At 57.0% G+C, this 20,711-nt stretch carries 12 protein-coding genes and 3 tRNA genes; 6 read left to right on the forward strand and 9 right to left on the reverse strand.

The features are described from left to right. Positions 1–40: 40 nt before the first annotated feature. A complete protein-coding gene (gene gcvA / locus ABIE02_RS13855) occupies positions 41–955 on the reverse strand; it encodes a glycine cleavage system transcriptional regulator GcvA (protein WP_032613720.1) in 915 nt (304 codons plus the stop codon). Positions 956–1,304: 349 nt separating this feature from the next. Beyond that, complete coding sequence (locus ABIE02_RS13860) at positions 1,305–1,532, reverse strand: YgdI/YgdR family lipoprotein (protein WP_032613722.1); 228 nt, start codon at positions 1,530–1,532, stop codon at positions 1,305–1,307. Positions 1,533–1,724: 192 nt separating this feature from the next. Between ABIE02_RS13860 and csdA the strand changes: the two genes are divergently transcribed. Both csdA and csdE read left to right on the forward strand, forming a co-directional pair. After that, positions 1,725–2,933 (forward strand): cysteine desulfurase CsdA, encoded by a 1,209-nt coding sequence (gene csdA, locus ABIE02_RS13865; protein ID WP_059307278.1) that lies wholly within the window; start codon positions 1,725–1,727, stop codon positions 2,931–2,933. Further along, complete coding sequence (gene csdE, locus ABIE02_RS13870; protein WP_059307277.1) at positions 2,930–3,370, forward strand: cysteine desulfurase sulfur acceptor subunit CsdE; 441 nt, start codon at positions 2,930–2,932, stop codon at positions 3,368–3,370. The genes csdA and csdE overlap by 4 nt, the downstream gene beginning before the upstream one ends. Here the strand turns inward: csdE and tcdA are convergent. Together tcdA and mltA are read right to left on the reverse strand one after the other, a co-directional pair. Next, positions 3,361–4,167, reverse strand: a complete 807-nt coding sequence (tcdA, locus tag ABIE02_RS13875) for a tRNA cyclic N6-threonylcarbamoyladenosine(37) synthase TcdA (protein ID WP_059307276.1) — start codon at positions 4,165–4,167, stop codon at positions 3,361–3,363. The genes csdE and tcdA overlap by 10 nt on opposite strands. 70 nt (positions 4,168–4,237) lie before the next feature. Next, positions 4,238–5,335: a murein transglycosylase A gene (gene mltA / locus ABIE02_RS13880; RefSeq protein ID WP_032613730.1), complete on the reverse strand. Its 1,098-nt coding sequence runs from the start codon at positions 5,333–5,335 to the stop codon at positions 4,238–4,240. Positions 5,336–5,542: 207 nt separating this feature from the next. Here mltA and ABIE02_RS13885 point away from each other — a divergent pair. The 3 genes from ABIE02_RS13885 (at position 5,543) to ABIE02_RS13895 (ending at position 5,987) form a co-directional block, all read left to right on the forward strand. Next, positions 5,543–5,619, forward strand: a tRNA-Met gene (locus ABIE02_RS13885). Between the two features lie 171 nt (positions 5,620–5,790). Next, positions 5,791–5,867 (forward strand) — tRNA-Met (locus ABIE02_RS13890). Positions 5,868–5,910: 43 nt separating this feature from the next. Continuing rightward, positions 5,911–5,987 (forward strand) — tRNA-Met (locus ABIE02_RS13895). 88 nt (positions 5,988–6,075) lie between these two features. Here the strand turns inward: ABIE02_RS13895 and amiC are convergent. Continuing rightward, on the reverse strand, positions 6,076–7,329 hold the full coding sequence (gene amiC / locus ABIE02_RS13900) for an N-acetylmuramoyl-L-alanine amidase AmiC (protein WP_032613732.1): 1,254 nt from the start codon (positions 7,327–7,329) through the stop codon (positions 6,076–6,078). A 229-nt stretch (positions 7,330–7,558) separates the two neighbouring features. On the opposite strand from amiC, the gene argA reads away from it, so the two are divergent. Further along, complete coding sequence (gene argA / locus ABIE02_RS13905; protein WP_059307275.1) at positions 7,559–8,890, forward strand: amino-acid N-acetyltransferase; 1,332 nt, start codon at positions 7,559–7,561, stop codon at positions 8,888–8,890. Between the two features lie 53 nt (positions 8,891–8,943). On the opposite strand, the gene recD is transcribed toward argA, so the two are convergent. The 4 genes from recD to recC all read right to left on the reverse strand — a co-directional run bounded on the left by recD (position 8,944) and on the right by recC (position 20,699). After that, on the reverse strand, positions 8,944–10,764 hold the full coding sequence (recD, locus tag ABIE02_RS13910) for an exodeoxyribonuclease V subunit alpha (RefSeq protein ID WP_336995079.1): 1,821 nt from the start codon (positions 10,762–10,764) through the stop codon (positions 8,944–8,946). Beyond that, the gene (gene recB, locus ABIE02_RS13915) at positions 10,761–14,306 is read right to left on the reverse strand and encodes an exodeoxyribonuclease V subunit beta (RefSeq protein ID WP_336995080.1); all 3,546 of its coding nucleotides are present in this window, start codon (positions 14,304–14,306) and stop codon (positions 10,761–10,763) included. The genes recD and recB overlap by 4 nt, the downstream gene beginning before the upstream one ends. Continuing rightward, entirely contained in the window at positions 14,303–17,185 is a 2,883-nt protein-coding gene (gene ptrA, locus ABIE02_RS13920; RefSeq protein WP_032613742.1) for a pitrilysin, read from the reverse strand. The genes recB and ptrA overlap by 4 nt, the downstream gene beginning before the upstream one ends. A gap of 139 nt (positions 17,186–17,324) precedes the next feature. Continuing rightward, positions 17,325–20,699, reverse strand: coding sequence for an exodeoxyribonuclease V subunit gamma (recC, locus tag ABIE02_RS13925; protein ID WP_336995081.1), 3,375 nt, complete (start codon positions 20,697–20,699; stop codon positions 17,325–17,327). Between the last annotated feature and the right edge of the window lie 12 nt (positions 20,700–20,711).

The following is a 20,711-nucleotide window of genomic DNA, read 5'->3' on the forward strand; positions in this document are numbered from 1 at the left end:
TGTCCTGAAGTTATGCGCGTCCTGCGCGCAAAAGAAAGTGTTACTCGTACCGAAAGCGGAATTTTTCTTGCTCATTGGCCGCCTTTGCCAGGATCCACTGGCGAAACGCGGCTATTTTACCCAGTTCTGCCTGACTGTCATGACAAACCAGATAAAAAGCGTTCTTGCTGACCAGAACATCATTAAAGGGGCAGACCAGGCGGCCGGCCTCAATTTCGGACTGCGCCATGACGTTGTTTGCCAACGCTACGCCCTGTCCGTGAATGGCAGCCTGTAACACCATTGCACTGTGGCTAAAGATGGGGCCTTGCTGCACGTTTATATGGTTTAGACCGAGCTGGCGGGTATAAGTTTGCCAGTCGCGGCGAGAAGCATCATGTAAAAGCGTGTGCTGCGCCAGGTTGGCGGGTGCTTTTAACGCTTTTTCGCCTGTTAAGAGTAGAGGCGAGCAGACCGGCAGCAAATATTCTGCGTACAATTTTTCGACACGCAGGCCTGGCCAGTTGCCGCGACCATAGAAAATCGCCACGTCAACGTCGTCTGCCAACTTGTCTTCCTGACGGTCGACGGCCTGGATTCGGACGTCGATTCCCGGATAAGCTGAGTTAAAGCTTGAGAGCCTCGGCACCAGCCACTGAATGGCAAAACTGGGCAATAAACTTACTGTTAGTGCGCCTTTAGCACTGCGCGCCTGCAACTTACGGGTAGCCTCCGTCAGTTGGGAAAAGATCTCTTTAATATCCTGAAAATAGCTCTGCCCCTCTTCGGTCAAAAGCAGGGAACGATTGCGGCGGCGGAACAGCTTGAGGCCCAGAAAATCCTCAAGAGACTTGATTTGATGACTTACTGCGGCTTGCGTCACAAAAAGCTCATCGGCCGCGCGCGTGAAACTTAAATGGCGGGCGGCTGCATCAAATACACGTAATGCATTCAGTGGTGGTAATCGCTTGGACATGGTTATCTGGCTTAGATGTTAACGGCTTTTAACAAACAGGAAACAACGTTTAACCTATTAGTTTTTTTTATCTGAGCCATTATAAATTGTCCGTTGAGGAACTACCAGCAAATACCTATAGTGGCGGCACTTCCTGAGCCGGAACGAAAAGCTTTTTTTGGAATGCGTGTTCTGAAGGGCTTTTGGCTTACGGTTGTGATGTTGTGTTGTTGTGTTTGCAATTGGTCTGCGATTCAGACCTCGGTAGCTACGCTACCAATTTTTCACTTCCTGTACATTTACCCTGTCTGTCCATAGTGATTAATGTAGCACCGCCCAATTGCGGTGCTTTTTTTTGTCTGCAATTCTGTTAGTGATCCAGCTCAACCATCTCTTTCACATCACTACGGTTGATTTGCTGTTTGTTCCCGTTTGCGTCCTTATACGAGATCATGCCGGTATCATTATCGGTTTGTGGCTTACCTTCCGACACGATTGAACGGCCATCATTGGTATGCATCACGTAGTTGTTACCGGAACAGGCGCTCAGGGCAAAAGTAAGCATACAAGCAGAGGCAATTGCGATAGTCTTTTTCATCTTTATCTCCTTTAGCAATTAATGCTATTAAAAGCATGTTTCATAACAGGCTAAAACATTCTCCTGACTCTATTTCAGCATAACCTGCTTCGTCTGTTACGCCAGGATAAACAGACAAATCCGATAGAGATCAACCTTCTTGCCCTTCCACTGAATTTGCGCGACGATCTATTCACGATGAAGAGGAATTCAATGAACGCATTCAGCCCTGCCCATTTCCGCGCACAGTTCCCGGCGCTGGCCGATGCCGGTGTCTATCTTGATAGCGCTGCGACAGCCCTCAAGCCACAAGCGGTGATCGATGCCACGCACCAATTTTACAGCCTGAGCGCAGGCAATGTGCATCGCAGCCAGTTTGCCGAGGCGCAACGCTTAACCGCGCGCTATGAAGCGGCCCGCGATCAGGTCGCACAACTTCTTAATGCCGAAAGCGGTAAAAACATTGTCTGGACGCGGGGCACCACCGAAGCCATCAACATGGTAGCGCAGTGTTATGCCCGACCACGCCTGCAACCGGGCGATGAGATTATCGTCAGCGAGGCAGAACATCATGCCAATCTGGTGCCATGGTTGATGGTGGCTGAACAGACCGGTGCGCGGGTGGTGAAGTTACCCCTCGGCGCAGATTTCTTAGCCGATGTTACCCGCCTCCCCGAATTGATCACCCCGCGCAGCCGCATTCTTGCCCTGGGGCAGATGTCCAACGTCACCGGCGGCTGCCCGGATCTGGCCCGCGCCATCCAGCTTGCCCATGCCAGCGGCATGGTGGTGATGGTCGATGGCGCACAGGGCGTCGTGCACTTCCCGGCAGACGTGCAGCAGCTGGACATCGATTTCTATGCCTTCTCCGGGCATAAACTGTATGGCCCAACCGGCATCGGCGCGCTGTACGGCAAAGCGGAGTTGCTGGAGCAAATGACGCCGTGGCTAGGCGGCGGCAAGATGATCACCGAAGTGACCTTCGACGGCTTTAAAACCCAGGCGGTACCGTATCGCCTGGAAGCCGGGACGCCAAACGTCGCCGGGGTGATTGGCCTGAGCGCAGCGCTGGAGTGGCTGGCGGATATCGATCTGCAGCAGGCCGAGAGCTGGAGCCGCGGGCTGGCGACGCTGGCGGAAGAAGCGCTGAAAAAGCGCCCCGGTTTTCGCTCTTTCCGCGTCCAGGACTCGAGCCTGCTGGCATTCGATTTTGCCGGGGTGCATCACAGCGACATGGTGACCCTGCTGGCGGGTTATGGCATTGCCCTGCGCGCCGGACAGCACTGCGCCCAGCCGCTGCTGGCGGCGCTTGGTGTCAACGGTACGCTGCGCGTCTCGTTTGCTCCCTATAACACCCAAAGCGATGTCGAGGCATTGGTTGCCGCCGTCGATCGCGCCCTTGCTTTACTGGTGGATGAATGACAAGCCCAATCCTCGCCGGACACCCGTTCGGCACCGTTATCACGAAAGAGACGTTAAAACAGACCTTCGCCCCGCTGAGCCAGTGGGAAGACAAATATCGCCAGCTGATCCTGCTGGGCAAACAGCTGCCTGCGCTGTCCGATGAGCTAAAAGCACAGGCAAAAGAGATCCCCGGCTGTGAGAACCGCGTCTGGCTTGGGGTAACGCCCGTTGGGGAGAAGCTGCACTTTTATGGCGACAGTGAAGGCCGCATAGTGCGTGGCTTACTGGCCGTGCTGCTGACGGCAATAGAGGGAAAAAGCGCTGCGCAGATCCTTGGCGAAAGCCCGTTGGCGCTGTTTGATGAACTGGGTTTACGCGGACAACTGAGCGCCTCGCGCAGCCAGGGACTGAATGCGCTGAGCGAGGCGGTGCTGGAGGCGGCGCGTCAGGCCTGACGGTCCGCCTTCGCCATCATTTTTTTCAGGACGTGAGACACGGCGATAAAACCAAAGGTCGCGGTCACCATGGTGGCCGCGCCAAACCCGGAGGCACAGTCCATTCGTTTTGGCCCTTCGGCGGTGCTCTTCATGGCACACACCGAACCGTCTGCCTGCGGATAGACCAGGGCTTCCGTTGAGAAGACGCAGTCTATGCCCAGCTTCCCTTTGCTGTTCTTCACTACCCCAAAATCGCTTTTCAGACGTTCGCGCAACTTGGCCGCCAGAGGATCCTGGATAGTTTTCGCCAGATCGGTGACCTGAATCTGTGTCGGGTCGATCTGCCCGCCCGCTCCGCCGGTAGTGACCAGCGGCACTTTATTACGACGACACCAGGCGATCAGCGCCGCTTTCGGGCGCACGCTGTCGATGGCGTCAATGACGTAGCTGTAACCCGCCCCCATGTACTGAGCGACGTTATCGGCCGTCACAAAATCATCAATCACCGTGACGCGGCACTCCGGGTTTATCTGGCGAATGCGATCCGCCATCACCTCGGATTTTGCCAGCCCGACGCTGTCGCGCAGGGCGTGGATCTGCCGGTTGGTGTTGGTAACGCAGACATCATCCATGTCGATAAGCGTAATGGCGCCGATCCCGGTTCGTGCCAGCGCTTCCGCCGCCCATGAGCCAACGCCGCCAATCCCGACCACGCAGACGTGCGCATCGGCAAACAGTTGCAGGGCTTTTTCACCATATAAACGCGCGGTGCCACCAAAACGCTGGCGCCAGGCTTCGCTCATTACCACAGACATAAGACCTCAGATGTAAAAAGGGTGAGAGTTACCCCTCACCCCGGAAAACATGGCGTCAATATTACCACACTCAGCCGCTAAACACGTTGCCCGCGCCTGCTGCGCTTTTCAGAACCCATACGCGCCCGTAGTGGTTATACCAGCCTGCGCGGTGACCGGCATCAGGTCCAATCCCCTGATAGATGTCGAAGTGCTGGCCTTTGATGGCCCCACCCACATCCAGCGCGACCATCAGACGCAGTTCATACTGGCCGGAGAATTTACCGTTGTTATCCAGCGTCGGCACTTCTGCTAACAGCGTCGTACCCGGCGGGATCACTGTCTTGTCAGAGGCCACCGATGCACGGCCAATCAGCGGGACCGCGCTCGCCCCTTTCACCGGAGCAAAGTTTTGCGGTTTAAAGAATACAAATGAAGGGTTTTGCTCAAGCAGTTCACGCACTTCGTATTCGCTGTGCTTCTCGCCCCACTCGCGGATCGCCTGCATCGACATATCTTCGCGTTTCACTTCCCCACGATCGATCAGCACCTTGCCGATGCTGCGGTAAGCATGGCCGTTCTTGCCGGAGTAGCTGAAGAAGTTAAGCGGGCTGCCGTCGCCAAAATCAATGTAGCCGCTGCCCTGCACATCCATGATGAAGTTATCCATCAGCGAGTTGCTGTAGGCCAGGATGTAGTTGTCGCTTAACGCCCCGGAATAGATCTCGGCGCGGGACGGCAGGCGGCCACGTTTTGGCGGCATGCGGTAAATCGGGTATTTGAACTCACCCTGGGCGGTATGGCGCGCCTGCACTACCGGGGTGTAGTAGCCAGTAAACTGGACGTTACCGTAGTTATCGGTGCCTTCCATCTGCCAGGCATCGATACCGTACTGACGCATGGTGCGCGTATCGCCCCCGGCGCGTAGCCAATCCTGTACGGCGTTATACACGGCATTCTGGGAACCATACAGCCGCGGCGATGCGGTACGGATTTGGCTTACCTGTTCTGCGAAGTCACCGCCGTTGATGGGCGCGCCCACGGCATCCGGCTGATTCACTAAAGAGAAAGGCTGGGTCAGTTTCCCGTCTTTATATTGCTGACCGCGGTCGGTCGGTTTGGAGGAGCAGGCAGCCAGAATGGCTACCATCGCGCCCGTCATCAGATACTTCGCCCAACGTCCTTTCATTATATCCCGTCTTTAAGTTGCCCGATTCTGCGTAATGAAGATAACAAACCGGCAGGGGTAATGAAATGCGATTACCGCCCCTTACGCAAATTTTGCATAAAAAACAGTCAAATTGTCGCCAGAGCGTACAATCAACACCTAATTTGGTGATTTTTACGAAAAAGGGTTGCAACAAAAAGTCAGCAGAGTATAGTGCGCTTCCACGGACGCGGGGTGGAGCAGCCTGGTAGCTCGTCGGGCTCATAACCCGAAGGTCGTCGGTTCAAATCCGGCCCCCGCAACCAATTAAAATTTGATGAAGTACCTTCTACGACAGTAGAAATTTTTGCGAAGTAGTTCGAAACGCAGCAAGGCGGCGACGCAGTGAATCCTTAGAAACTTAATCAAGTAAGTGACTGAGGTGAACGAGGAAAGCCAACGCAGATGTGGTTTGAAATACGAAGCGAAAAGACGGACGCGGGGTGGAGCAGCCTGGTAGCTCGTCGGGCTCATAACCCGAAGGTCGTCGGTTCAAATCCGGCCCCCGCAACCAATCAAATTTAAAGAAGTAAGATTCTACAGAGTAGAATGACGGACGCGGGGTGGAGCAGCCTGGTAGCTCGTCGGGCTCATAACCCGAAGGTCGTCGGTTCAAATCCGGCCCCCGCAACCAACACTTCTAAAAACAATAAACACCCTTCCGGGTGTTTTTTTGTATCTGAAGTTTGTCATTTTGCCGGGCGTCAACCCGGCCTGGCTGATTAGCCTCGTCTGGCGAGTGTCGCCCCATCTGAGAAATAAGCTTTAATCCCTGCCAGTATCGACTCCGCCACTTCCTGCTGGAAGGCGGCCGTCTTGAGCTTGCGCTCCTCTTCCACGTTACTGATAAAGGCGGTTTCGACCAGTATCGACGGGATATCCGGCGCTTTTAGTACCGCAAACCCGGCCTGCTCGACACTGTTTTTGTGCAGTTTATTAACCCTACCCAGTCTACCCAGCACGGCTTTACCAAACTTCAGGCTATCGGTGATGGTCAGCGACTGCACCATATCAAACAGCGTGTGGTCGACATAGCGATCGCCGCTCTTGCTGACGCCACCGATAAGGTCAGAGGCGTTTTGCGAATCTGCCAGCAGTTTTGCCGCCGTACTGGTTGCCCCTTTGGTTGATAGCGCAAACACCGATGACCCGCTGGGCTGGCGGCTGGTAAAAGCATCCGCATGAATAGAGATGAACAGATCCGCGCGCTGCTTTTGCGCTTTCGCCACGCGCACTTTTAGCGGAATAAAGACATCTTCGTTGCGCGTCATATAGGCGCGCATGTTGCCTTCTCTGTCGATCAACGCCTTCAGGCGACGGGCGATCTGTAGCACTACGTCTTTTTCCCGGGTGCGGTATTTGCCCACCGCGCCGGAGTCTTCCCCGCCATGACCCGGATCGAGCATGATCACAATCGGACGATCCCGTCCGGCTTTGCCCGGTTGCGGACCACTTTGCGCAGGCGGAACCTGCTTTTCAAGATCGCCTTTGTTGTAATCTTCCAACAGCGCCAGCAAAGGATCCTGAATATCCGTCGCGTTGGCAGGATAGAGATCCATTACCAGACGCTCTTTAAAACCCGCCACGGGCGCCAGGGCAAACAGCTGCGGCTTAACGTTCTGCTTCAGTTCAAAGACCATGCGCACGGTGTTCGGATCAAACTGCCCGACCCGCGCTGACTTGATGTAGGGATCGTCGCCCCGGATCTGGGCGCTCATCCCTTTGAGGACAGAATTGAGGTTCACTCCTTCGATATCCACCACCACCCTCTCCGGGTTACTCAGGGCGAATTGCTTATATTTCAATATCCGGTTGGACTCTACCGTCACGCGTGTATAGGTTGAAGACGGCCAGACACGCACCGCGACGACCTGACTGACGGCGGCAAGCCCTACCTGACTTACGCTAAGCAACCACATTGCCCCGGCCCCTTGTAGCAGGCGGCGACGACTTAATGCTTTACTGGATCCCGACATGCTTCTCCCGAGCAAAGATATCGAATAACTTCTCATAACGTCCAAATTGACCGAAAACTTTAACGAATGATGCATAAACTGTCATCCCTAAAAGGGTAAACAATCATGCGTTAACGATTACTTCACTGAGGATTTTATTTGCCTCGCAGAAAAGTTTGGCTTGCACGCAGGTGCATATTCGAATAAAAATACAAAAATTACGAATAAACATTCATTGAGGGGTTGTGCCGTGGTGAAGGAACGTAGAATCGAACTGGTCCAGGGATTCCGCCATTCTGTTCCCTATATCAACACCCACAGGGGGAAGACGTTCGTCATTATGCTGGGTGGCGAAGCCATTGAGCATGAGAACTTCTCCAGCATTGTCAATGACATCGGCCTGCTGCACAGCCTTGGAATTCGCCTTGTCGTCGTTTATGGCGCTCGCCCGCAGATCGAAGCCAATCTGGCCGCACATCACCATGAGCCGATTTACCATAAACACACCCGCGTCACCGACGCCAAAACGCTGGAACTGGTTAAGCAGGCTGCCGGCCAGCTGCAGCTGGACATTACCGCGCGGCTGTCGATGAGTCTCAACAATACCCCGCTGCAAGGGGCACACATTAACGTGGTGAGCGGCAATTTCATTATCGCTCAGCCGCTGGGGGTGGACGACGGGGTGGATTATTGCCACAGCGGTCGAATCCGTCGTATCGATGAAGAGGCGATCCACCGCCAGCTCGACGGCGGCGCGATTGTGCTGACCGGCCCGGTTGCCGTCTCGGTGACCGGCGAAAGCTTCAACCTCACCTCGGAAGAGATTGCCACTCAGCTGGCGATTAAGCTGAAAGCAGAAAAAATGATCGGCTTCTGCTCCTCGCAGGGTGTCACTAACGAGCTGGGGAATATCGTCTCCGAGCTGTTCCCGAACGAAGCCCAGGCGCGCGTCGAGGCGCTTGAGGAGCAAGGCGACTACTACTCTGGTACCGTGCGTTTCCTGCGCGGCGCCATCAAAGCCTGCCGCAGCGGCGTGCGCCGCAGCCACCTGATCAGCTATCAGGAAGATGGCGCCCTTCTGCAGGAGTTGTTCTCCCGCGACGGGATCGGAACGCAGATCGTGATGGAAAGCGCCGAACAGATCCGCCGCGCCACGATCAACGACATCGGCGGCATTCTGGAACTGATTCGCCCGCTGGAGCAGCAGGGGATCCTGGTGCGTCGCTCCCGCGAACAGCTGGAGATGGAGATCGACAAGTTCACCATTATTCAGCGCGACAACCTCACCATCGCCTGTGCGGCACTCTACCCCTTCCCGGAAGAGAAGATTGGCGAGATGGCTTGCGTGGCGGTACACCCTGACTACCGCAGTTCGTCGCGCGGCGAAGTGTTGCTGGAGCGTATCGCGCTCCAGGCGCGGCAGCTAGGGTTGAGTAAGCTGTTTGTGCTGACTACCCGCAGCATTCACTGGTTCCAGGAGCGCGGCTTCACGCCGGTGGACATTGATTCCCTGCCGGAAACCAAGAAAGAGATGTACAACTATCAGCGTCGTTCGAAGGTGTTGATGGCGGATCTGGGATAAGGGTCAGGATGCCAGGCCGGGCGAGCACAAGCGCTGCCCGGCTTTTCACAGGCTTATAAGGCTTCGAAAATCGCACTCAGGCCGCTGCGTCGCTCCGTTCGGGTGGTAACCGCCTGTACCAGCACACCGTCATCCGCATACAGTGATAGCCGCCGCCGTGCGCGGGTAATGGCGGTATAGACCAGCTCGCGGGTGACCACCGGGGACATCTGAGTAGGCAAAATCAGCGCCGCATGATCGAACTCAGAACCCTGGGATTTATGCACCGTCATCGCCCATGCGGTTTCATGCTCCGGCAGGCGGCTCGGCTGCACGGACTTCAGGCTGCCATCCGGCATCTGGAACCAGACGCGCAGCCCCTGCCCCCGATCCAGCGCAATGCCGATATCACCGTTAAACAACCCCAGCGCACTGTCGTTACGCGAGATCATCACCGGGCGTCCTTCATACCAGCGTGAATGTGGCTGACGGCTGATGCGGCGTTTTTGCACCAGCACGTGCTCCAGCCTTTCGTTGAGTCCGGCCACGCCAAAAGGCCCGTCACGTAAGGCGCACAGCAGCTGGTAGCTGCCAAATGCCGCCAGAATTTCTTCTTCGGAGGCCTGATGTTGCACCCGGTCAAGGAAATGGTGATAACCCTGCAGGGCATCCTCCAGCATCACCAGATACTCTTCCCCGCTCTGGAGCTGCTTTTTCTCGATATCACTGAACGTGCCGTCAAATACTGAGCGAATAGCGTGACGATCGCCGCGGTTGACCGCGGCCGCAAGCTGCCCGATGCCGGAGTCGCTGCCGAATCGGTAGCTTTTTTGCAGCAGGCAAAGGCTGTCGCGCAGCGCACCCGCGACCGGACTGATGTTGCCTTCCATCTGGCATCCTGTCATCCCGGCCAGCTCCTGGGCACGCTGCACGGTAAAACCGGCGCTGGCCCAGGTACAAATATCGCCCAGCACCGCACCCGCTTCGACAGAGGCCAGCTGATCGCGATCGCCGAGGAAGATGACCCTGGCATGAGGCGGCAAGGCGTCAATCAGACGAGACATCATGGTCAGGTCGATCATCGAGGCCTCATCCACCACCAGCACATCCAGATGTAACGGATTCCCGGCATGGTAGCGCAGACGCTGGCTGCCCGGCTGAGCGCCAAGCAAACGGTGCAGGGTACTCGCTTCGGTCGGGAAACGCTGACGCTGGAGATCGGACAGCGGGAGCTGTTGCAGCGCACCACCCAGAGACTCGGTGAGGCGCGCGGCGGCTTTACCGGTTGGGGCGGCCAGCCGGATACGGCACTTCTCCTCTCCCGCCATCTGGATCAGCGCCGCCAGCAGGCGGGCGACGGTGGTGGTTTTACCGGTGCCCGGTCCGCCGGAAATCACCGAAATGCGCCGCGTTAACGCCACGGCCGCCGCCACCTTTTGCCAGTTAACGGCTTCGTCAGAGGTGAACAGCGCGTTCAGGGTACGCTGAACGTCAGCACTGTCATGAGGCAACGGCTGGTTGGCTTCGCTAAAGAAACTGGCCACAGCCCGCTCATAGCGCCACATGCGGTTGAGGTAGAGCCGGTCCCCTGTCAGCACCAGCGGCGTTGGCTCGTCCCCTGCGCTCACAGCCCGGGAACGCATCAGCGTTGTGGGCCAGTCCAGCGTTTCATCATGCAGGGCAAAACAGGCCTGCAGGGCGGCGGTTTTCGCCTCCGCCTGCAGGCGTGACAGCGGCAGGCAGACATGCCCCTCGCCGGTATCCCGGCTCAAGATGGCTGTCGCCAGCATCACGGAGGGTTCATCATTCCCCGCCACCATCATCGCAAACTGCACATCCAGACGACGCAACACGCGCTGTTCTACGGCCTCCAGCAATAATTCCTGCATCGTCATGACACAAGCTCCTCTCGGCTTGCAGAAAACAAGCTATCCATTTGATTTATTAACATTTCATCCGGGCGGGTGGTAAAGCAACCGGCCCCCGGCGAGCTGCCGTCCATCCCGCGTAAAAACAGGTAGATCACCCCGCCGAAATGCCGCTGATAGTCATAATCAGCGATACGGTGGCGCAGATAACGGTGTAGCGCCAGCGTGTAGAGCTGATATTGCAGATCGTAGCGGTGGGACTGCATCGCGCGCGCCATCGCCTCCGGGGTATAGGCCTCGCCATTTTCTCCCAGCCAGTTGGACTTATAGTCCAGCAGGTAGTAGCGGCCATTATGGCGAAACACCAGGTCGATAAAGCCTTTCAGCATACCGCGCACCTGGCGGAAATCGAGCGGCGGGCAGTCGCGTGACAGCGGATCGTACTCGCGGATCAATGCATCCAGCGCATCGGCGGTAAGCGGCCCGGCAACCGGCAGGTAAAACTCCATCTCAACCTGTTTATCGGTGGCTGATAGCTGGCTCAGCGAGACCCCCTCCTCATTGAGCGGTGTCTGCAGAACCTGGGTGATCCACTGGGTTAACACCGGCTGCCAGCGGGCGTCATAGCCGCCTTTCTGCAACATCTCCAGTACCCACTCCGGCGAGACGGGTTGGGTAAAATCGAGCGCTTCAAACAGACTGTGTAAAAAGGTGCCCGGCGAGGCGCCGCGCGGGAACTGATGTGGCGTCAGCTCCGGCTCTTGTACGACCTCGCCAGTGCCTGCGGCATCGATGTCGAGGCGCGGCATCAAATCCTGGGCGATACTGTGCCCGCGCTGTTGCAGCCCGGAATAACTGGTCACCCGCCAGTCATCGAACAGTACGCGAGCCACCTGCCGCGCCTGCAGATCCGGCATTGTTGACTCCGGCATGTTCCAGCGGGCGTTATCGGCCACCCCGGCAATCTGCAGCGCAAGAGGGCCAGTGCACAGGGTTTCCAGACACTGACGCAGCCCGACGGCATCTTTCGGCTCACCGCGCTGGATCAGGCGACCCAGCGCACTGAGGTGGAAATCGCTGTCACCAGACTTGTCGCCACGACGACGAAACAGCGGCGCGACGCCCAGACTGCAATGCCAGACCGAGCGGGTTAATGCCACATACAGCAGGCGCAAATCTTCCGCCAGCCGCTCGGCTTCGGCCAGCTCAACGCTGTCCTCCGCCTTGCTGAGATCGAGCACGGCTTCAAAGGTTTTGCGATCGTGGTAAAAGGCCTGATCCTGCACCCGATAGTTGGCAATGAAGGGCAGCCAGACCAGCGGGTACTCCAGACCTTTCGATTTGTGAATGGTGACAATTTTTACCAGATGTTTATCGCTTTCGAGGCGCATCTGCTGGCTGGAGGCATTGCTGTTAGGTTCGGCGATATGCTGCGCCAGCCAACGCACCAGTGCGTGCTCGCTTTCCAGCTGCGTTCCCGCTTCCTGAAGCAACTCGCTGATGTGCAAAATATCAGTCAGACGGCGTTCGCCGCCGGCGGTGGCCAGCATATTTTCCGCAATATTGCGCTGCGTCATGATGTCGCGCAGCATCGCCATCACGCCCCGCTTCTGCCAGCGTTCGCGGTAGTGGGTAAACTCTTCTACCGCCTCATCCCAGAGGGTTTCACTGTTATTCAGCATGTCGATGTCGCGAGCGGTAAGCCCGAGCATGGAACTTGCCAGCGCGCTGCGCAGGATGCTTTCACGCTCGGGTGCCAGCACCGCCTGCAGCAGCCAGAGCATCTCCTGGGCTTCGAGCGTTTCAAACACGCTGTCGCGGTTGGAGAGGTAGACCGAAGGGATGGTCAGCAGCGTCAGCGCATCGCGAACCAGCGCCGCTTCCTGACGACTGCGCACCAGCACCGTGATGTCCGAGGCTCTTACCGGCCGGGCCTCGTCACCCCGATGCAGGATGGCTTCACCGCGAACACCCGCACTCAGCCAGTCGCGGATTTGTGCCGCGCAGTGCTGGGCCATAAAGGCCTGATAATCTCCGACGCCACATCCCTCGCCCTCCATCAGCCAGACGTTCATCGCTGGCTGAAAATCACCCCGCAGCTCAAAGCGCAGCCCGGCATTTTTCGGGGCCGATTTGACCGGCAGGAACGGGATTTCACGGAACATGAAGGCGTCGTTCATTTGTGAAAAGAGGGTATTCACGCTTTCTACCATTCCGGGCGCTGAGCGCCAGTTGGTATCCAGCGTATAGTGCGCAGCGACTTCTCCACGCGCTTTCATATAGGTAAAGATATCTGCCCCACGGAACGCATAGATCGCCTGTTTCGGGTCACCAATCAGTAGCAGGGCAGTGTCTGGCTGCTGACGCCAGATCCGGCGGAAAATCCGGTACTGCTGGGGGTCGGTATCCTGAAATTCATCGATCATCGCCACCGGGAAACGGCCACGAATAGCCGCAGCCAGCGCATCACCATTATCACTGTTCAGGGCCTCATCGAGACGACTGAGCATATCGTCAAAGCCCAGCTCGCCACGGCGGCGCTTTTCCCGCGCCACTGCGGCGCGGATCTCTGCCAGCGCGCGGGTGATCATCAGATCGTTCAGGGTCAGCGGCTCAGCCAACAGAATGTCGATGGCGGCAAACAGAGGGTGCTGCGGCACTTCGCCGCCCGCTTTTGTCCGCTCCGCAAGAAACGTTTGCGAGAACTTTTCCAGCGCGTCAGGCAGTTGATAGCTGTGCTTCTCCTCCTGAGCCCAGGCCGTCACACGCTCGATGTATTTTGCCTGGTTGCCGCGGTTGAACTTACGCCGGTCGATACCGGAACGTTCAATAACCGCGTCGATTTCCGCCACGCTGCTGCACCACTGCTGCTTCATGGTGGCAATTAAGCCGACAATCTTCTCATGGCGGGAGGCCAGCGTTTCGTCCGCAGGCGGTGGGGATTTAATGACCGGGGCTTCGCCCTGCAGATAACGATCGATGGAGCGGAGTAACTCTTCCGGCCCTTTCCATAAACCATGAACCGCTTCGGCAATATCACGTGGCAAGGGGTAGCAGTGACGACGCCAGAAATCGGCGCACGCCTGGTAGCGCAACAGGGATTCATCTTCGATCAGTTGTTGCTCAAAGAGCATGCCGGATTCAAAGGCGTTCAGGCTGAGCATCCGCTGACAGAAGCCGTGGATGGTGAACACGGCGGCCTCGTCCATCTGGCGTTCCGCCAGTAGCAGCCACTGCGCCGCCTGCTGGGTATCTTCGATCTCGTCCAGCAGGCTGGCATATAGCGGGTTATCTGTGCTCTGTCTGAGGCAGGCAATCCGCAATTCGTGAATGTTAGCGCGGATACGGCCGCGTAGCTCTTCCGTTGCGGCTTCGGTGAAGGTCACCACCAAAAGCTCTTCTACGCTGAGCGGGCGGCTGAAGGCTGCGCTGCCGCCCAGTCCGAGCAGCAGACGCAGATAGAGTGCCGCAATGGTGAAGGTTTTTCCGGTTCCCGCTGAGGCCTCTATCAGTCGCTCCCCCTGTAACGGTAAACGTAGGGGATCAAGGGACTCGGCGGTATCGGTCATTCGTTCTTACTCCTGGGCAAAGATTGCTGCAATGCGCTCACGCTCTTCCAGACTGTCCAGCCTGCAGGCGGGGTGACGTCGGCTTTTTTACTCTGACTACCCGAGACCTGGGACAGGATCGCCATCCCCTGCGGGGCAACCACCGCCTGGTGGAAGAAGTCAGCCACTTTCTGCGGCGTGAGCTGTTTTATCTGGGCCACTACTTTATCATGCGAATCGAAGCGCATATTACCCCGATCGAAATCTTTGCTGATCTTTGATGCCTCTTCGGCCAGGGTTTGCGGCGGCTGCGTAATCTGGGCGATCACCGCCTGCTGGATCTGAGCAAACTCTTCTGGCTTCATGGCCCGCAACTTCGCTTCTGCCTGCGGGAAGAATGCCTGGAAACGCTGCCAGAGATAATCTGGCTGTTTATCACTGCTTTGCAGCAGGAAGCCCATTCCCCACTGGCGGCCCACGTTCATCGAGAAGGCAAACACGGCATAGCCCAGCTGCTCTTCGGTACGTAACTGGGTATAGAACCACGGCTGCACGATCTGTCCGAGCACGGCGCTGTAGGCCGAGCTGGCATATTCGTCATAGCCGGTCGGGACAAAGACCGCCGCCAGCGCAGAGTCTGTGCTGCTGCCGGGTTTCTCGAATATCACGTTCTGCTGTTTATCCACCAGCACATCCTGGTTGCGGCACCATTCAGTGCCCTTAGCCCCCAGCTGGGTGCGGACGTCCTGCGCCAGCGTTTTCGCCTGATCTTCGCTCATATTGCCCACCACAAGGAACTCTGGTCTGGCGTTGGTTTTCAGCGCCGCGCGGTAGGCCATCACCTCGTCCAGCGTAATTGACGGCAGCAGCGCCCGCCGATCTTCGCGCTGGAAGTAAGGCACCTGGGACAGCATTTGCACTGGCATAATGGCCTGATCGAACGCTTTGCCCTTCTCAGCGGAGTCCATCATTTGTGCATACCAGGATTTGGCCTGCGCCAGTTGCTCCTCGGTGGCGGTGTAGCTGAAATAGCCTTCCAGCAATGCCTTAAACAGCTGTGGCAGACGCTGGGTATAACCGTTGGCGTTGAGCATCAGGCCGTTGTTGGCGTTGGTCGAGAAACCGATCCCGCCCACGGCAGCCTGATTGCTGAGCTGATCCAGGGCGATACCGGCCAGATAATCATTCAGGGCAAACATTACCTGGTTTTTAGCGCTGTCCATCGCCGCAGGATTACGCAGCACCATGCTGACATTGGCTTTTGGCTCGCTGGCGAAATAGCGGCTCGGGGTATAGACCACACGCAGGTCAGACTCATCCACAATCAGCTGCGGTTTAGGGTACGCTTTAGCGGGCTTGATCAGCGTGAAGTCGTCCGGGATATAGGGGTTTACTTCCGGCAACTTGAGCGCGATGGCGGCAGATTTCTTCTGCCAGTCAGCAAAAGTTTGCTCGCTGATTTTATCCACCTGGTACTCAGCATTCACAAAATAGGCCGTTTTGTTATGCGGTTCGTCCGGGCTGATATACCAGATACGGGCGTTCTGCGGTGTCATCATCGCCAGACGGGCTTTGACGGCATCCGCATCATACTTATCCGCGATATTGACGGCATCCAGCGTATGCTCAACCGGCACACGGATCATGGTGTCCGCCAGCCACTCAACGTAGTCCATATCGCGGGTGATGGAGGGATAACGGAAGTCGAGATCCAGCACGTGCGCCAATTCATCGAAATAGCGTTTATCGACACCTTTATCACGCAGCAGCGACAGGTAGCTGAAAATCGCGGCGACCACCTCATCACGATGGGCCAGCCCTTTATCGGTTAAGGTCGCGGAGATAGCCAGCACACCACTGTTGCCGTTAACGATGGGATCAGAATCTGCGCGAATACCTTCCACCAGCCCCTGCTTTTGCAGCCAGTCGGACAGGGTATCCGGGCTGCGGTTGCCTATCAGATAGTTAACCAGTTCATCGGTTTTGCTGCGAAACTGCGCCGTGTTGTTATCAATGCGGAATTCAACGCGCAACACCTTTCGCGGCATCGCGGGAACATAGTGAATGATCAAGCCTTTCTGCGCATCGGTGACTACCGGTACGGTGGTTTCAGGGCGGGTAATGTCTTTATTCGGTACGCGGCCGTAAGTCTCGGCGGCGAGTTTCGCCAGCTCCGGCAGAGGTTTGTTGCTGTACACCACCGCTTTCATCAGATTGGCGGAGTAGTATTTGTCGCGGAACGCGTGCAGCGCATCGAGCACCGGGCTGCCTGGCTTATCGCTCAGGGTTTCAAGATTACCGCCGGAGAAACGGGAGCCAGGGTGCGCGGGGTTGATGGTTTCGGCGCTGACCTGCGCCATACGCATACCGTCCCGGGTACGGGCCAGCGTCAGCTCGGCATTAACGGCGTTGCGTTCGCGATCGGCATATTTTTTATCCAGCAATGGGGCGGCAATGGCATCCGCAAGGCGATCGACCGCGCCGTCCAGCGCATCGTTTTCGACTTCCAGATAAAAGGCCGTACGGTAGGGCGCGGTGCTGGCGTTATGGCTGCCACCGTGCATTTTTAAAAATTCGGCCAGGCTGTCAGGCTGCGGGTACTTTTTTGAACCCATCAGGGTCATATGTTCAAGATAGTGCGCAAGCCCAGGATGGGATTCAGGATCTTCCAGCGAGCCAACAGGCACCACCAGCGCCGACAATGACTTGACGGCCTGGGGATCGGAAACCAGCAATACGACCATCCCGTTATCAAGGCGGATCGCCTGATATTCGCGGGTATCTTTATCGCTTTTGCGGATCGTTTCCTGAATAGGTTGCCAACCGGTATTTGCTTGACTGAGGGGTGCCCAAAGAGCGACGAACAAAACTAAGGTTTTCAACAAGGTGCTGCCTGGCATTCACTACCTCTTCATCACGGACATCATCATTAACACGCTTCGTGCCGGACAGGCCAGCATCTCTTTGTGGTGTACATCAGTCCATGACAAGATGGGCATCATAAATGAATGCCCAAACCTGCGCAATTTTTATACAAGGTCAGGACTGATTAAATTTATACAGCGGCAACAGGTAGCGACGGGCCTCGTCTGTAATGGTCTGGAAGTACTCTGGCTCAAGGGTTCGCCACAGGCGTTGATACCAGACGTCGTCCCCTTCCCCACGCACGATCATGTTGCCTTCGTAGGCCTGCAAAAATTTGCTGCGCGCTTTTTGCAGGGTCGCGTCATCCGTTAACATCGCATCATTTGTGGCGTCATAACAGGTTTTAATCCACGCCCCCCCACTTTCTGGCAGCAACAGCAGCGGTGTATTCATCCCCTGCCGGTAACCCTCAACCAGCTGCGACAGATACTCCATTGCCTGTGCAGCAGGCAGCGCCGGGAAGCGCCATTCACCGTCTTTGCGCACAAACAACCGGCTCTCGCCTTCGCCACCGCTTGCACAATAGACAAGGTGTTCCAGCCAAAGTTGCAAACCTTGCGAAACGCTGAGCATCGACGGACGCCAGCGCAGCAAGCCATCTGGCTGCACATGTTGCAGCCACCCCGTCAGATTCACGCCGTTACAGTTGAGATCGATCTCCATGCTTGTACCGGGCTGGCGGCACTCTATCACCCGGTCTGCAAGCACCTGCATCTCCTCACACTGGGCATCCCAGGTGATTTCCCCGAAGGCGCCATATGGCAGCTGGCCCGCCGCGCGATAGCGGCGGAACAGCTTCTGCGCATCCTCCTGTTCCACCAGCGCGTTAAGCAACTGTTGGTTTAACTGGTAGCGGCTTAACCCATCCAGGGTAAACGGCTCCGCATCCGGGATCTCGCTCTCTTCGGAACGGAAATGAACCTGCAACCGCAACTGGAAAAAGGCCCGCACCGGGTGCGCCCAAAAGCGCTGGAGCTGTTCAAACGCCACCGTATCCAGCGGCAACGGATCCAGCGTCTGGATAAAGTCACCATGGGCCACCCCTTCCCGCTTCGCCGCGGGCAGCCATTCCCGGGCGTAGCTCTGCTGTTCGTTGTTCTCATAGTTGACGGCATCGAACGGCATACGGCTGTGACAGCAGGTAATATGCGCTTTCACGCGCTGTTCGCTTTCATCACAATTAAGTTGCTCATCGCCCGGCAGGTAATGGCTTTGCCCGATGTAGTCCACCAGCTCCTGAACCAGCACCGACGGGAACCGTTCACTGTTGTCCTGGATGGAGCGGCCGATGTAGCTGATATAGAGCTGCTGCTGCGCGGAGATCAGCGCCTCAAGGAACAGATAGCGGTCATCGTCGCGGCGGCTACGGTCGCCACGCTGGGACTGTTGGCTCATTAAATCAAACCCCAGCGGCGCCAGCGCGCGCGGGTAGACGCCGTCGTTCATGCCCAGCAGACAGACCACCTTAAACGGAATGGAGCGCATCGGCATCAGGGTGCAGATGTTCACCGGCCCGGCGAGGAAGCGCTGGCTGATACGCTCCTGGTCGAGACGCAGTGTTAATTCATCGCGTAACAGTGACAGCGGGATAGCTTCGCCATAGTGCGAAGAGATGCCCTCATCAATAATGGCCTGCCACTGTTGCTCGATTAACGCCATCGCCGCTTCTGTTTCCTGATCCGGCAGGAAGAAATCATTGAGCATTTCCCGGCATACCGGCATCCACTCCTCGAGCGAACGTGCTTTCACCAGCTCCCGCCGCCAGCGGTTAAGCTGCATCAGCAGCGAAGCCAGATGGCCGACCAGTTCGGCGATTAAGCCGCTGGATTCGTCATACGGCAGAACGGCATTCCACTCCCCCTGGCTGCTCTCCATGGCATAGCCGAGCAGCATGCGCGTCAGGCCAAACTGCCAGGTATGCTGGCCGGTGACCGGCAGTTCAAACTCCTGCACGTTGTCATCATCCATTCCCCAGCGTACGCCCGACTCGTTGACCCACTGGCGCAGATAACGCAGCGCGTCCTCGTCGATATCAAAACGGGCCGCCAGTACCGGAACATCGAGCAAGGCCAGTACATCTTCAGGTACGAAGCGGCTGTCCGGCAGGGAAAGCAGGCTGACAAACGCCTGCAGGGCCGGGTGGGACTGGCGCGCACGGCGGTCCGATATCGCAAACGGCACATAGCGATCGCCCGTCGCGCTGCCAAACACCGCCTGAATATAGGGACTGTAGGTGTCGATATCGGCCACCATGACCACGATATCGCGCGGCGTTAGCTGTGGATCGTCCTCCAGCATCGCCAACAGTTTGTCATGCAGCACCTCGACTTCTCGCTGCGGGCTATGGCACAGGTGGATAGATACGCTGCGATCGTCGGGATCGAGCCGACGCTTGTTAGCGCTACTGGCAAACTCGGCGGCGGTAACACCGGCCACCGCGCGGTTTTCCAGATCCAGAATATCCCGCTGCACGTTATGCAGCAGGCTGTCCGGGGTGATATCCGCAAAGGCATCGACATCCCCTTCGCCGGAAGCGGTCAGCTCCGAGAGCATATAGATATAGTCGCGTCCCAGTTTTCCCCAGGAGGCCAACAGCGGATTCGGTAAGTCCTGGATACCTTGTTCATCAAAGAGCTGCGCCGCCGTCTCGCTGTCTTTAAAGAGCGGCACCGCGTGTTCGTCGAACAGGCGACGACGCTGGCGCGTAACGAGGCGGGCCAGCCAACGGGCATCCTGAATATCCCCCCAGTAATGCCGACACGGGTTGGTAAACAGGATATGAATATCGATGTGTTTACCCAGCGCATTAAGCGCTTTCAGGTAAACCGGTGGTAAGGCGGAGATCCCGCAGATAAAGACCCGGGACGGCAGTCCGGCTGGTGGCACAGAGGCCGAATCCAGCATCGAGATAAAACGTTCATAAAGGTTGGCACGGTGCCACTGCGGCTGGCCCAGCTTTTCAGTATGTTCTACCAGCGCTTTCCACAGCGGTGCCTGCCAGGCTTGCGCCTGGTCGAGACCGTCAATCAGCTCGCCCGCTTCCCAGCGCGTTAACCATTCCGGGCGGTAGACCAGATACTGGTCATAGAGATCCGCAGTACGCGACGCCAGCTGAAACAGTTTTCGTTTGTCGGTATCGTCGTTCAGGTAGTGGCGCAGCATGGCGAATTCGTCATGCGTCAGCATCTCTGGCAGGAGCGCCATTAACTTCCAGCTCATGCTCTGTTTGTTGAACGCGCTCTGTTTTGGGATGTCCGGCAGCACGCGAACAAACATATCCCAGATAAAGCTGGCGGGCAGCGGGAAATCAATATTGGCGGCAATGCCAAACTTTTGTGACAGGGACATTTGCAGCCACTGGGCCATACCGGTGCTTTGAACCAGGATCATCTCCGGTTCAAAGGGATCGTCGAGCCGCTGCTGCTCGACGATAAATTCCATCAGTGCTTCCAGCACATCAAGACGGTTTGAGTGGTAGACCCTTAACATTGCTGCTCCCAA

Origin of the sequence: Leclercia sp. 1548, assembly GCF_050435045.1 — a bacterium.
In the GTDB taxonomy this organism is placed as follows: domain Bacteria; phylum Pseudomonadota; class Gammaproteobacteria; order Enterobacterales; family Enterobacteriaceae; genus Enterobacter; species Enterobacter adecarboxylatus.

What these genes read in the sequence shown, in the direction of transcription:
- tcdA (WP_059307276.1), bottom strand. Translation starts at nt 4,167, where the DNA reads ATGTCTGTGGTAATGAGCGAAGCCTGGCGCCAGCGTTTTGGTGGCACC.
- amiC (WP_032613732.1), bottom strand. Translation starts at nt 7,329, where the DNA reads ATGTCGGGATCCAGTAAAGCATTAAGTCGTCGCCGCCTGCTACAAGGG.
- gcvA (WP_032613720.1), bottom strand. Translation starts at nt 955, where the DNA reads ATGTCCAAGCGATTACCACCACTGAATGCATTACGTGTATTTGATGCA.
- csdA (WP_059307278.1), top strand. Translation starts at nt 1,725, where the DNA reads ATGAACGCATTCAGCCCTGCCCATTTCCGCGCACAGTTCCCGGCGCTG.
- csdE (WP_059307277.1), top strand. Translation starts at nt 2,930, where the DNA reads ATGACAAGCCCAATCCTCGCCGGACACCCGTTCGGCACCGTTATCACG.
- ABIE02_RS13860 (WP_032613722.1), bottom strand. Translation starts at nt 1,532, where the DNA reads ATGAAAAAGACTATCGCAATTGCCTCTGCTTGTATGCTTACTTTTGCC.
- recD (WP_336995079.1), bottom strand. Translation starts at nt 10,764, where the DNA reads ATGACGATGCAGGAATTATTGCTGGAGGCCGTAGAACAGCGCGTGTTG.
- recB (WP_336995080.1), bottom strand. Translation starts at nt 14,306, where the DNA reads ATGACCGATACCGCCGAGTCCCTTGATCCCCTACGTTTACCGTTACAG.
- recC (WP_336995081.1), bottom strand. Translation starts at nt 20,699, where the DNA reads ATGTTAAGGGTCTACCACTCAAACCGTCTTGATGTGCTGGAAGCACTG.
- ptrA (WP_032613742.1), bottom strand. Translation starts at nt 17,185, where the DNA reads ATGCCAGGCAGCACCTTGTTGAAAACCTTAGTTTTGTTCGTCGCTCTT.
- mltA (WP_032613730.1), bottom strand. Translation starts at nt 5,335, where the DNA reads ATGAAAGGACGTTGGGCGAAGTATCTGATGACGGGCGCGATGGTAGCC.